This is a genomic window from Devosia rhizoryzae (genome assembly GCF_016698665.1).
Lineage (GTDB): Bacteria > Pseudomonadota > Alphaproteobacteria > Rhizobiales > Devosiaceae > Devosia > Devosia rhizoryzae.
Map to the genome: position 1 here is coordinate 1,272,640 of NZ_CP068046.1, position 12,788 is coordinate 1,285,427.

Annotated in this window: 12 protein-coding genes; all 12 read right to left on the minus strand. The window is 63.1% G+C overall.

Annotated elements, in window-relative coordinates:
• Nucleotides 1-6 precede the first annotated feature (6 nt).
• The 12 genes from JI748_RS06350 to JI748_RS06405 all read right to left on the minus strand — a co-directional run bounded on the left by JI748_RS06350 (nt 7) and on the right by JI748_RS06405 (nt 12,743).
• The gene (locus JI748_RS06350; protein ID WP_201636086.1) at nt 7-1,047 is read right to left on the minus strand and encodes a Gfo/Idh/MocA family protein; all 1,041 of its coding nucleotides are present in this window, start codon (nt 1,045-1,047) and stop codon (nt 7-9) included.
• A 16-nt stretch (nt 1,048-1,063) separates the two neighbouring features.
• A complete protein-coding gene (lpdA, locus tag JI748_RS06355; RefSeq protein WP_201636088.1) occupies nt 1,064-2,503 on the minus strand; it encodes a dihydrolipoyl dehydrogenase in 1,440 nt (479 codons plus the stop codon).
• A gap of 3 nt (nt 2,504-2,506) precedes the next feature.
• Nucleotides 2,507-3,088: a GNAT family N-acetyltransferase gene (locus JI748_RS06360; RefSeq protein WP_201636090.1), complete on the minus strand. Its 582-nt coding sequence runs from the start codon at nt 3,086-3,088 to the stop codon at nt 2,507-2,509.
• A complete protein-coding gene (locus JI748_RS06365) occupies nt 3,085-3,729 on the minus strand; it encodes an SGNH/GDSL hydrolase family protein (protein ID WP_201636092.1) in 645 nt (214 codons plus the stop codon). The genes JI748_RS06360 and JI748_RS06365 overlap by 4 nt, the downstream gene beginning before the upstream one ends.
• A 9-nt stretch (nt 3,730-3,738) precedes the next feature.
• On the minus strand, nt 3,739-5,139 hold the full coding sequence (locus JI748_RS06370; RefSeq protein WP_201636094.1) for a pyruvate dehydrogenase complex dihydrolipoamide acetyltransferase: 1,401 nt from the start codon (nt 5,137-5,139) through the stop codon (nt 3,739-3,741).
• A gap of 11 nt (nt 5,140-5,150) precedes the next feature.
• On the minus strand, nt 5,151-6,539 hold the full coding sequence (locus JI748_RS06375; protein ID WP_201636096.1) for a pyruvate dehydrogenase complex E1 component subunit beta: 1,389 nt from the start codon (nt 6,537-6,539) through the stop codon (nt 5,151-5,153).
• Between the two features lies 1 nt (nt 6,540).
• The gene (locus JI748_RS06380) at nt 6,541-6,885 is read right to left on the minus strand and encodes a hypothetical protein (RefSeq protein WP_201636099.1); all 345 of its coding nucleotides are present in this window, start codon (nt 6,883-6,885) and stop codon (nt 6,541-6,543) included.
• 8 nt (nt 6,886-6,893) lie between these two features.
• Nucleotides 6,894-7,913, minus strand: a complete 1,020-nt coding sequence (pdhA, locus tag JI748_RS06385) for a pyruvate dehydrogenase (acetyl-transferring) E1 component subunit alpha (RefSeq protein ID WP_164533877.1) — start codon at nt 7,911-7,913, stop codon at nt 6,894-6,896.
• A 113-nt stretch (nt 7,914-8,026) separates the two neighbouring features.
• A complete protein-coding gene (locus tag JI748_RS06390; RefSeq protein ID WP_201636101.1) occupies nt 8,027-8,425 on the minus strand; it encodes an FtsB family cell division protein in 399 nt (132 codons plus the stop codon).
• Between the two features lie 61 nt (nt 8,426-8,486).
• Nucleotides 8,487-8,777, minus strand: a complete 291-nt coding sequence (locus JI748_RS06395; protein ID WP_201636103.1) for a Dabb family protein — start codon at nt 8,775-8,777, stop codon at nt 8,487-8,489.
• Nucleotides 8,774-11,059: an NADP-dependent malic enzyme gene (locus JI748_RS06400; protein WP_201636105.1), complete on the minus strand. Its 2,286-nt coding sequence runs from the start codon at nt 11,057-11,059 to the stop codon at nt 8,774-8,776. The genes JI748_RS06395 and JI748_RS06400 overlap by 4 nt, the downstream gene beginning before the upstream one ends.
• 82 nt (nt 11,060-11,141) lie before the next feature.
• The gene (locus JI748_RS06405) at nt 11,142-12,743 is read right to left on the minus strand and encodes an EAL domain-containing protein (protein WP_201636108.1); all 1,602 of its coding nucleotides are present in this window, start codon (nt 12,741-12,743) and stop codon (nt 11,142-11,144) included.
• Nucleotides 12,744-12,788: the final 45 nt, after the last annotated feature.

Genomic DNA, 12,788 nt, shown 5'->3' on the forward strand with positions numbered 1-12,788 from the left:
TATGCGTCAGCCGATGACCTCGGCGACCTCGACCCAATCGCCGCCGCGGGAGGCCGACAGGATCGATGCCTGTACGAGGGCAAGCGAGCCGAGATTGTCTTCGCCGGAGCTGAAGCCGACGGGGATTTCGCCGGTTTCGATGACACGGGCGATGGTGGACAGCGTGCCGGTGCGATCCGGGAATTGGATCGCGTCGAGCGCGACTGGCTCGACCTCGCCGTCGAGCGGACGCAGCGCCAGCTTTTCGGGGCCGCGCTTGTCGCGGAAATGATCGCGCGAGGTCCAGGAGATGGTGCCCTCGGCGCCATCCATGACCCATTCGCCGGCCCAGGGGGTAACCGGCTGCGAGCTCATCCAGCTGGCGCGGTAGGTGACCATGGTGCCCTTGGCAAATTCGATGGTAACGACGCCGGTGGGATCGAACTGAAAAGGGCTGCCGGGCGGGTTCCAGGTGCGGGCGGAAAGGCGCTTTGCCTCGTCGCCGAGCACATAGCGCATGAGGTCGAAATGATGGATCGACATATCGGCGAGCAGCGGGTCGGGCATGTCCCAATACCGGTAGCCCTGGCTCGGGCCGTGGCGGCGAAAATCGATCGACACCATGCTGAGCGGACCGAACTTGCCGGATGCCACGAGCTTGGCGGCAGCGATCGGCGCCGGCTGGTGGCGATAGTTCTGGCTGACCATCAGGAGCTTGTTCTGCGCCTTTGCGAGCGCCACCAGCTCCTTGCCTTGGGCGATGGTGGTGGTGAAGGGCTTTTCGACCAGAACATGGAGCCCAAGCTCGAGGCAGCGCTTTACGACCGGGTAATGGGCCTCAGTGCGCAGGGTGCAGATGGCGAGCACGGCCCCTGCCCTCTGCGCTGCGTCTTCGAGGCTCGCATAGCAGAGCTTGGGGTCGATGCCGAGTTCGGTTTGGACGCGCTGCTGCGCCTCGGGGCTGGTATCCACATAGCCCACCATCTCGATACTGGGAACATTGGGGATAACTTCCTTGGACCAGCTGAAACCCCAGGCTCCGAGCCCGATCTGGATGGCTTTGACCATGTGGATAACTCCTCTGTCAGATGTTTAGCGCGCGGCCATAAGCGTCGAGCACGCTTTCCTTCATCGTTTCGGACAGGGTCGGATGCGGGAAAATGGTGTGCATCAGGTCTTCCTCGGTAGTTTCGAGGTTCATGGCGACGACAAATCCCTGGATGAGTTCGGTGACCTCTGCACCAACCATGTGGGCACCCAGCAGTTCCCCGGTCTTTGCATCGAAGATGGTTTTGACGAGGCCGTCGGGTTCGCCCAGGGCAATGGCCTTTCCATTGCCGACGAAGGGGAAGCGGCCCACCTTGATCTCGCGGCCGAGTTCCTTGGCCTTGGCTTCGGTGAGGCCGACGGAGGCCACCTGCGGCTCGCAATAGGTGCAGCCGGGGACCTTGGTCTCGTCGAGGCCGTGGACGTTGAGGCCAGCGATTTTTTCGACGGTGATGACGGCCTCGTGCTCGGCTTTGTGCGCCAGCATGGGCGGGCCGGCGACGTCGCCGATGGCCCAGAGGCCGTCGATATTTGTCTTGCCGTAGTGGTCGATGACGATGGCGCCGCGCTCGGTCTTGACGCCGACCGTCTCAAGGCCGAGGCCTTCGATGTTGCACTGAACGCCAACGGCGGAGATCAGCTTGTCGCCAGCGATCTCTTGCGTCTTGCCGTCCTTGGTTTCGACATGGGCGACGATGCCGGAGGCAGTTTTTTCGACATTGGCGACCTTGGCTTCGGTCAGGAACTTGATGCCGCGCTTTTCGAGGCGCTTGCGGGCGAGGCCTGAGATTTCGGCATCTTCCACCGGCAGAATCTGCGGCAGGAGCTCGATCACGGTGACGTCGGCGCCGAGTGAGCGGTAGAAGGAGGCGAACTCGATGCCGATGGCGCCCGAGCCCATGACGACGAGCGACTTGGGCATTTCAGCCGGCTTCAGCGCTTCGAAATAGGTCCAGATCTTGTCGCCATCGGGCTCGATGCCCGGCAGCACGCGCGGGCGGGCGCCGGTGGCGATGATGATGTTCTTGGCCTTGTAGGTGCCTTCGCCGAGCGCGTTCTTGGGCACGGGACCCTGCGGCTGCACGACCGGCTTCTTGCTGGGCGCAACCTTGATCTCGCCGGGCTTGGTTATGGTAGCTTCGCCCCAGATTATGTCGATCTTGTTCTTCTTCATCAGGAACTGAACGCCATTGTTCATCTGCGCCGCGATGGCGCGCGAACGCTTGACGATGCCGTCGAGATCGAAGCCGAACTGGGTGGCGGTGAGGCCATAGTCCTTGGCGTGGCTCATATGGCCGTAGATTTCGGCCGACCGCAGCAGCGCCTTGGTGGGAATGCAGCCCCAGTTGGAGCAGATGCCGGCCATGTGCTCGCGCTCGACGATGGCCACCTTCATGCCCAGCTGGGCGCCGCGAATGGCAGCGACGTAACCGCCGGGGCCGGCGCCGATGACGAGAAGATCGTATTGGTCAGCCATGATCTATTCCTTAACCATCAAGAGCCAGTCCGAACCGTGCTGCAGCACCCCCGGAAAGGGCACCATCGGCCGGCTGGCCATTACCGAGAAACCCCGGCGTTCGTATAGTTTGCGGGCGCCATCGTTGGCGTCCTCGACAATCAGCGCCTGGCCGTTCGCCTTGGTGCTGCCGGTGAGCCGGTCGGCTTCGTCCAGCAGCAGCGAGCCAACGCCCTTGCTGCGCCAGGACTTGTGGACGCCGAGCATGGAGATGAACCAGCGGCCATTGGCCTCTTCCTCGAGCTCCTGGATCGGGCGCAGCGGCGCCCAGATATCGGCGGGCACTTTCTGGCGGGTGTCGGGCTTGCGATAGCCAAGAAGCATGCCGGCGATTTCGCCGTCAGCTTCGGCCATGGTGGCGCTGCGCCAGCTGAAAACGTCGTCCTTGAGCATTTCGAGCCGGCCGACTTCCAGTGGCTCATAGGTGCCCTCGGCCTCGTCATCCTGCGCCCAGCCGCGCGCCATGTTGCCATGCACGGCGATATTGACGAGCAGCGCGATCTCCGCCGCGTCAGCTTTCTGCGCCGGTCGCAACGTCAAGCTCATGCGGAAAGGCCCAGCATGGATTTGACCAGCGGCACCAGCGCCTCGCCGATCGCCCGCGTATTGGCAGCATCGAGATGCACACCATCGCGTGGGTCAGCCTTGGCTACTGTCGACGCATCGAAGAAGCGAGCCCCGATCTCGTTAGCCGCGCGCTCGTAATAAAAGCCGAAGAGCTTGTCGTCCCCGGTGCGCGGCGAAACCAATGCGGGCGGTCCGTTGAGCGGCGACGGCACGGTTTGCGGCGGCGCAACCAGCAAGACCTGCGGCACGGCACCATGACTATAGGGATGCGTACGCACGATCTCCGCCAGCCGCTTCATGCCCGCAGCTGCAGCAAAGGCCGATCCGGTGATGAACGTCTTGATGTCGTTGGCGCCCAGCATGATGATCACGAGATCGAGCGGCTGGTGCGTATCGAGCAGCGTCGGCAACACCCGAGCGCCATTGCGATCGGCTGCCGCCGTATGGTCGTCGAAAGCCGTGGTCCGGCCGTTGAGACCCTCGGCGATGACCCGAGCCGCACCGCCCAGGCCAGACTCCAGCACGCTCGGCCAGCGGTCCTCATAGGCATGGCGGATGCCATTGCCCTCGGGTGAATACCCGAAGGTCAGGCTGTCGCCATAGGCCAGGATGGTTTTCATCGCCCTGCCCTAAGCCAGCATCATCACCGGGTTTTCGATCAGGCCTTTAAAGACGCCAAGCACTTCGGCACCCAGGGCGCCATCGACGGCGCGGTGGTCGCAGGAGAGCGTGGCGGTCATGAACTGGCCGATCTTGATCTGCCCATTCTCGGGATAAACGCGCTCTTCACCGGCACCGACCGCAAGGATGGTGCCATGCGGCGGGTTGATCACGGCGGCGAAGTGTTTGATGCCGAACATGCCCAGGTTCGAAACCGAGGTGGAACCGCCCTGGTATTCGTGCGGCGCGAGCTTCTTGTTGCGGGCGCGGGTTGCGAGGTCTTTTACTTCCTCGGAAATCTCGCGCAGGGTCTTGGTGTCGGCCGATTTCACCACCGGGGTGAAGAGACCGCCGGGCACCGAGACGGCAACCGCGACGTCGGAACGCTTGTGATAGAGGATCGAGTCGCCGGCCCACGTGGCGTTGGCGGTTGGCACACGCTGCAGCGCGATGGCCCAGGCCTTCATGATGAAGTCGTTGACGGAAAGCTTATAGGCCGGCTTGCCGTCCTTGGACTTGGGGGCACCGGCATTGATCTGTTCGCGGGCAGCCATCAGCGCGTCGATCTTGCAATCGAGCGTCAGGTAGAAGTGCGGAACGGTCTGCTTGGACTCGGTCAGGCGGGCGGCAACGACCTTGCGCATGCCGTCATTGGGGACGACTTCGTAGGTGCCTTCCTCATAGAGCGCCATGACCTGGTTCTTGCTCATGCCGGTAGCCGGCGCGGCGGCGGTCGCTTGTGCGGAGGCTGGGGCAGACTTGGTCGCGCCCTTGCCGGCCTTTGCCGCTTCGATGTCGGCCTTGACGACGCGACCCTTGGGACCGGAGCCGGCAACGGTCGAGACGTCAATGCCGGCGTCCTTGGCGAGGCGGCGGGCCAGCGGGGAGGCGAAGACGCGACCGGTTTCAGATTTCGTCGCGGCCCCCTCACCCGGCGCTGATGCGCCGACCTCTCCCCGGAGGGGCGAGGTGGCCGGCTTCGCCGGCTCGGTCGAGGTCGTCGACGTGCCCTTGTCATATTGCAGCGTGCCGGCGTCGCCCTTGGCGGGCTCTTCTGCCGGCGCTTCGGATTTGGCCTCAGGCTTTGGTGCTTCGGCAGGCCTGGAGCCGATGGCGCTGGCGTCTTCGCCATCCTGCAGAAGTACGGCGATGACTGCGTTGACCTTTACGCCTTCGGAGCCTTCGGCGACGAGGATCTTGCCGATCTTGCCCTCGTCGACGGCTTCGACTTCCATCGTCGCCTTGTCGGTTTCGATCTCGGCGATCACGTCACCGGAAGAGACGCTGTCGCCTTCCTTGACGTGCCACTTGGCAAGCTTGCCCTCTTCCATCGTCGGGGAGAGCGCCGGCATGGTGATATCGATTGGCATCCCGGGTCTCCTTAGGAGCGATAGGTCACAGCGTTTACCGCCGCGATCACTTCATCAACGTTGGGCAAAGCCAGCTTTTCGAGGTTGGCGGCGTAGGGCATGGGAACATCCTTGCCAGTGACGCGCAGGACCGGAGCGTCGAGATAGTCGAAGGCCTGTTCCATGACGCGGGCCGAGATGTCGGCGCCGATGCCGTTCTGCGGCCAACCTTCTTCGACGGTCACGAGGCGGCCGGTCTTCTTGACCGAGGCGATAACCGTATCGATGTCGAGCGGGCGCAGGGTGCGCAGGTCGATGAGTTCGACGTCAACGCCGGCACCGACCAGCTTTTCAGTCGCCTGGGTGGCGTAGCGCATGCCCATCGAGAAGGAGACGATGGTGACGTCCTTGCCTTCGCGGGCAACGCGGGCCTTGCCGATCGGCAGCACGAAATCGTCCATCTTGGGGACAAGGCCGGTGGAGCCGTAAAGGATTTCGTTTTCGAGGAAAACGACCGGGTTGGGCGAGCGGATGGCGGCCTTGAGCAGGCCCTTCGCATCGGCGGCGCTATAGGGTGCGATGACGGTGAGGCCCGGAACCGAGCTGTACCAGGCCGAATAGTCCTGGCTGTGCTGGGCGCCGACGCGGGCGGCAGCGCCGTTGGGGCCGCGGAAGACCATGGGTGCGGTGACCTGGCCGCCGGACATGTAGAGCTGCTTGGCGGCCGAGTTGATGATCTGGTCGATCGCCTGCATGGCAAAGTTCCAGGTCATGAACTCGACGATCGGCTTGAGGCCGGCAAAGGCGGCACCCACGGCGAGGCCGGCAAAGCCATGCTCGGTAATCGGCGTATCGATGATGCGTTCGGGGCCGAATTCTTCGAGCAGGTTCTGGGTGATCTTATAGGCGCCCTGATACTGGGCGACTTCTTCGCCCATGACGAAGACGTCCTTGTCGCGGCGCAGCTCCTCGGCCATGGCTTCGTTGAGCGCCTGGCGGACGGTCATTTCGACCATCTCGACGCCTTCCGGCAGGTCGGGATCGCTCTGCGCCGTGAACTTGGGGGCCTCGGCGGACGAAGACTTGGGCTCGGCATGGGTGGTGGCGACGACCGGCGACTCTTTTTCCGGGTCGGACGTCGAGACCTGGGCAGCGGGCCGATTACCTTCGCCCACTTCTTCGCCTTCGCCCTGGATGAAGGCGATCGGGGCGTTGACCTTTACGCCTTCGGTGCCTTCTTCGATCAGGATTTCGCGGACCACGCCTTCATCCACCGACTCGACTTCCATGGTCGCCTTGTCGGTTTCGATTTCGGCCAGCACGTCGCCGGACTTGACGGTGTCGCCGACCTTGACCAGCCACTTGGCGAGCTTGCCTTCTTCCATGGTGGGCGACAAAGCGGGCATCAGGATTTGGGGCATATCAGCTCTCCAGCGAGGTCGCGCCGGGCATGGTGGCCACAGAGCGGAGATTAAGGTTTGTTGCGGCGGCGAGGCCGCCATCAGAACGTTGGCTGGTGGCCCAGCCGCTGAGGATCAGGCCGAAGACGACGAAGATCAGGCAGGCGATGACGGCGCGCTTGTAGATGTTGACCCGGCTGGCCTCGGCAGCGCCAGCGCGCTGTTCGATTTCGCCGAAGCGCCACCAGCCCAGAAGCCAGCCACGCCACTGCCCGGCGGGTACGCGGTTGATCGCCACGGCCTGGGCCGCGGCGACGGCCCCGGACAGAACGGCAAACAACAGCACGACGCCAAGCAGGATGCTCATCGAGGCGGTCAGGCTTCGATCGTGATATCGGTCCAGAGCTCGGACGGGTTGGGCTCGGGATCGTTGGTGGCGAAATCGGCGGCCTCGGTGACGATGGCGCGGATCTCGGTCTCGATGTCCTTGAGCTGTTCCTCGGTGATCTTGCCGCCTTCGAGGAGACGGGCACGGACTTGCTCGATCGGATCGCGTTCCTGGCGGTACTTGGTCACTTCGTCCTTGGTGCGGTATTTTGCCGGATCGGACATTGAGTGGCCACGATAGCGATAGGTCAGCATTTCAAGGATGTAGGGACCCTTGCCGGAACGGGCATGCTCGATCGCGCGCTGGGCGGCATCGTAGACCATGCGCACATCCATGCCATCGACCTGCTCGCCAGGGATGTCGAAGGAGGCGCCGCGCATGGAGAAATCGGTCGTCGCAGCCGCGCGCTCGATCGAAGTGCCCATGGCGTATTTGTTGTTTTCGATGATGTAGACGACCGGTAGGTTCCAGAGCTTGGCCATGTTGAAGCTCTCGTAGACCTGGCCCTGGTTGGCCGCGCCGTCGCCGAAATAGGCGATCGAGACAGAGCCGTCGCCCTTGTACTTGCTGGCGAAGGCAAGGCCGGTGCCGAGCGAGGCCTGGGCGCCGACGATGCCATTGCCGCCATAAAAGCGATGTTCGTTGGAGAACATGTGCATCGAACCGCCCTTGCCTTTCGACAAGCCGCCCTGCCGGCCGGTGAGCTCGGCCATGACGCCCTTGGGATCGAGGCCCATGACCAGCATGTGGCCGTGGTCGCGATAGCCGGTGATCTGGGCGTCCTTGCCCTTCTCAGAGGCCATGGTGATGCCGGTGACCACGGCCTCCTGGCCGATATAAAGGTGACAGAAGCCGCCGATCAGGCCCATGCCATACATCTGGCCGGCCTTTTCCTCGAAGCGCCGGATCAGCAACATCTCGCGGAATGCGGCGAGGTCCTGCTCCTGGGTGAACTGGGGAACGTTGGGCTGCGTGGTGGCCTTGGTGGCCGTCGCATTGCGCGCCATGATGCACTCCGCTTAAGATCAGGAAACCGCTAGGGGCCAATCAGGCCATGTGGCGAACTATACTGCAAGCTTTGTGGCAATAACATTGCGGCAGCAGGCGGCCCCAAGAGCGCCTAGAGCGTTGAATCTGCTTGAATAATCTGCATTAACTGATCGTCGATTAATTCTTCGAATTGACCGGATATTGGTTTACCGCTCTTCGGATCGACCATGATCAGCAAATCGTCGGCATGCGCCATGTTGAGCAAGGCGCGTGCGCGCTCCGTGACGAGATCGGGATCGAGGTGTTTGGGGTTCATCAGGTTTACCCGATGCTCAAAGGCGTCAATTTCGGCCTGAAGGGCAGAGCTGCGATCCTGCAGAACCTCGATATCGGCCTCGATCTGAGCGCGGTTCTCGATGCCGAACTGCCCGTTGAGCGCGGAATAGCCAAGATAGCCCTGGCACGCGAGCAAAGTCACCGTCAGAGCCAGCGGTCGCCAGATAGATGGACGTTTAAGACGGGTGGGCATGGGCGAACCAAGTAGAGACGGTTCACTATGGCTGAGAATGGGTTAAGGGCGGGTTGAAGCCCTAGAGCGCGACGTAGTCGATCTCCTGGAACCTGGCCACTTCCGGCACCCAGCGGTCTCGGACGAAGGCGACGTGATCGGGATGATCGTTGTAGGCCTCGTAGGCTGCCTGGTCGGCGAACTCCATGGAAAAGCCGAAGGCGTAGTCGGCCTTGGGGCTAACTTGCCGGAGGCGTTCGAACTTGTCGACGCCGGGGATAGCGGCCAGCACAAGGGCGGCATCGAGGAAGGCCTGTTCGTCGGTGGAGCCCGATGCGTGCTTGAGGCTGAAGACGACGGTGTGGCGGATCATGCTTCGGCACCCACGGCTTCGTTGGCGGCGATGGCGGCCATGTTGACGATGCCGCGGCTGGTGACGGACGGGGCAAGGATATGGGCCGGCGCGCGGGTGCCCATGAGGATGGGGCCGACGGCGAGAGCGTTGTTCATTTCCTTGAGCAGCGTCATGGAAAGGTTGGCCGCATCGAGATCGGGGAAGATCAGGAGGTTGGCTTCGCCCCTGAGCGCCGTGTCCGGAACATAACGCTCGCGCAACGTTTCGTTTAGTGCCAGGTCACCCTGCATTTCGCCTTCGACGATGAGATCGGGCGCTGCGGTTTTGAGCTTCTCGTAGACTTCGCGCATCTTGTAGGCGCTGTCGCCGTCGCGCGAGCCGAAGTTCGAATAGCTGAGGAGCGCGGCTCGCGCCTCGATGTTGAAGCGCTTCAGGTGGTCGCGGGCCTGCAGCGCGATGGAGACGATCTCGTCGGCGCTGGGGTTCTGATTGACGTAAGTGTCGGTGAGGAAGAAGGCGCCGCGCGGCATGATCAGCATGGACAGCGCCGACGCGTCGCTGACGCCGTCCTGCAGGCCGATGATTGAGCGGATGTCGCGGACGTGCTTTATGTAACGGCCCTGCAGGCCGCAGATCAGGCCATCGGCCTCGCCGCGCTTGACCGCAAGGGCACCGATGACCGTGGTATTGGTGCGCACGATGGTGCGGGCGGTGTCCGGCGTGACGCCGTTGCGGCCCACCAGCGAATGGAAGAGGCTGACATAATCGCGGTAGCGCGGATCGTCTTCGGGGTTGATGACCTCGAAATCGACACCCGGGCGGATGCCGAGGCCGAAGCGCTCGATACGGGCTTCGAGCACTTGCGGGCGGCCGATCAGGATGGGGCGCGCAATGCGCTCCTCAAGCAGCACCTGGGCGGCGCGCAGCACGCGCTCGTCCTCGCCATCGGCAAAGGCGATGCGTTTGCCCTTACCCTGCGCGCGGTCGATGATCGGCTTCATCACGAGGCCAGAGCGGAAGACGAAGCGGTTGAGGCTGTCGAGATAGGCGTCCCAATCCTCGATCGGCTTCTTGGCGACGCCAGACTCCATGGCCGCACGAGCGACGGCCGGCGCGATGCGCAGGATCAGGCGCTGGTCGAAGGGGTTGGGAATGATGTGCTCGGGGCCATAAACGGCCGGCTGGCCAGAAGGCGAGACTTCAAGGCCGGGCTCATGCGCCAACTTGGCGATGGCGCGCACGGCGGCGAGCTTCATTTCCTCGTTGATCGTCGTCGCATGCACATCGAGCGCGCCGCGGAAGATAAAGGGGAAGCAGAGGACGTTGTTGACCTGGTTGGCGTAGTCCGAGCGGCCGGTGCAGACCATTGCGTCGGGACGCGTGGCCTTGGCGAGTTCGGGCATGATTTCGGGGTTGGGATTGGCCAGCGCCAGGATCAGCGGCTTGGGCGCCATCTTGGCCAGCATTTCAGGCTTGAGCGCACCAGCTGCGGAAAGGCCGAGGAAGACGTCGGCGCCGTCGATGACTTCCGCCAGCGTCGTCGCTTCGCTGACACGGCGGAATTGGCCGCGCCACTTGTCGTTGACGTCATTGCGCTTGTGGGTGACGAGGCCATCCTTGTCTGCGACCCAGATGTTCTCGTATTTGGCGCCCAGGGCGACAAGGACGTTGAGGCAGGCGATGGCCGCTGCCCCTGCCCCGGATGTGCAGATTTTGACGTCTTCGATGCGCTTGCCGGAAAGCTCGAGGCCGTTAAGGACGGCGGCGCCGACGATGATGGCGGTGCCATGCTGGTCATCGTGGAAGACCGGGATCGGCATCCGCTCGCGCAGAGCTTCCTCGATCTCGAAGCAATCGGGCGCGCGGATGTCTTCGAGATTGATGCCGCCGAAGGTCGGCCAGAGCGGCGCCACGGCTTCGATGAACTTCTGCGGGTTGATCTCGTCGATTTCGAGATCGAAGACGTCGATGCCGGCGAACTTCTTGAAGAGGACGGCCTTGCCCTCCATTACCGGCTTGGAGGCCAGCGCACCGATATTGCCGAGGCCGAGAACGGCAGTGCCGTTGGAGATGACGGCGACGAGGTTCTGGCGAGAGGTGTAGCGCGCGACCGATTCCGGATTTTCTGCGATTTCCTCGCACGGAGCCGCGACGCCAGGGGAATAGGCGAGAGCCAGGTCGCGCTGATTGCCGAGCGGCTTTAGCGGCTGGATCTCGAGCTTGCCGGGCTTTGGAAACTCATGGAAATGCAGCGCCGCCTCGCGAAGCACCCTGCGCTGTTCGTTGATGTCGCTCGACATGCGAAACCTTCCTCCGGCCTAGTGGTCGCGTACGTGCCACCAAACGGGAGGAATGAAAAGTGCCCGTCGGCGAAATACGACTTTATGCGGCCTTGGCAGCGGGGGCGACGATGCGCGGCTGCGGGCCGGTGGTGGCATGGAGGGCCAGCGCCAGGTCCTTGTAGGCACCGATCGTGAGGGCCGGGGCGAAGATATAGCCCTGGGCATGAAGGACGCCGCGGGAGCGCAGGTAGAGTGCCTGTTCCTCGGTCTCGACGCCCTCCGCGATGATCTCGCAATCGAGATCCTTGCCCATGGCGATAAGGCCATCGAGCACCGGGACCTGGGTGGTGCCGGGCTTGATCATGTCGACGAAGATGCGGTCGATCTTGATGACATCGACGCCAAGCGTGGCGAGATAGGCGAGGTTGGAGTGTCCGGTGCCGGCGTCATCCATGGCAAGGCGGGCGCCGAGGGCATGAAGGCCGGAGATGACGCTGGTGGTGACGCTGGAATTGTTGAGCGGGCGGCGCTCGGTAATTTCGAACACGAGCTGACGGAAGCTGATCGGCGAGGAGCCGAAGATCGCCTGCACGTCCTCGACGATGCCGACGTCGCGGAAGTGACCCTCGAAGAGGTTGATGGAGATCTTCATGTCGGGGATGGTCTTGGAGAGTTCCCCAAGGTCGTTGCGGACTTGCTCCATCAGCGACACGGTCATCGGGATGGCAAGGCCCGTGACTTCGGCATAATCGATGAAGGCGCCCGGCGGGATGACCTGGCCGTTCTTCTTTTCCCAGCGGCAAAGGACTTCGCAGCCGACGAGGCCGCCGGTGCGCAGGTTGATGACCGGCTGGTAGTAGGGCTTGATCTCGTTGCGCTCGATGGCGCGTTCGAGATTGAAGGCTGGCACGCGGGAGCGGCGCACATAGCGGAGGCTGAAAAGGAGGAAGGCGGCGCTGGCAATGCAGGCAAGGACGGTGAAGGCGACGTCGAGATCGGCATAGCCAGTGCGCGCCATGGCGAAAGGAACGGCTTCCTCGACGCGGATCGGGAATTGGCCGGCGTAACCCTGGGCGCTAATATAATCGGCGTTGCTGTCACGACGGTCGAAGCCTGCCGGGTCGCCGATGGTGACGATGTCGAGCCCATTGGTCAGCGTCACCCGCATCATGGCGGCGGGGCGCATGGTGGCGGAAACGGCAGCCTCGCTCTGGCCGAGCAGAGGCACGAACGCGGATATGCGGCGGGTCTCGCCGAAGGTCTGGGTGATCTTGAGCGCCGGCATGGCCATGTCGCCAAATTTTACTACCGAAATGGTTTCGGTGAGGCCCGGCACCGGCAGCGGCTGGCTCAGGGGCGAGTGGCTGACGATGCGGCCATAAGCGTCGCAATACTGGACGCCATCCATGTTCTCGACCAAGAACTGCTTGATGTTGATGCTGCTTTCGATTGCAGCCTGGGCATTGGTCACGAAGGTCGGCGTGCAGAGCGAGGGGCTATCGGCGATGACCTTGCGCAACGCCGAAACGGCGTCCATTGCCGAGGCGTCGATATGGGCGCTGACGGTCGCCACATAGTCCTGGACGACCGCCTTTTCGCGATAGCGGATGTAGGTGTCGAGCAAATAGTCCACGGCGACGATCGGCGCGAACGCCAGGATGGCGCCGATCAGCATCAGGACATTGGTCAGCTTTGACTTCACGCCGCGAATCCGCCCGGAACTTTGTTTCCGAGGATTAGCGCCGCA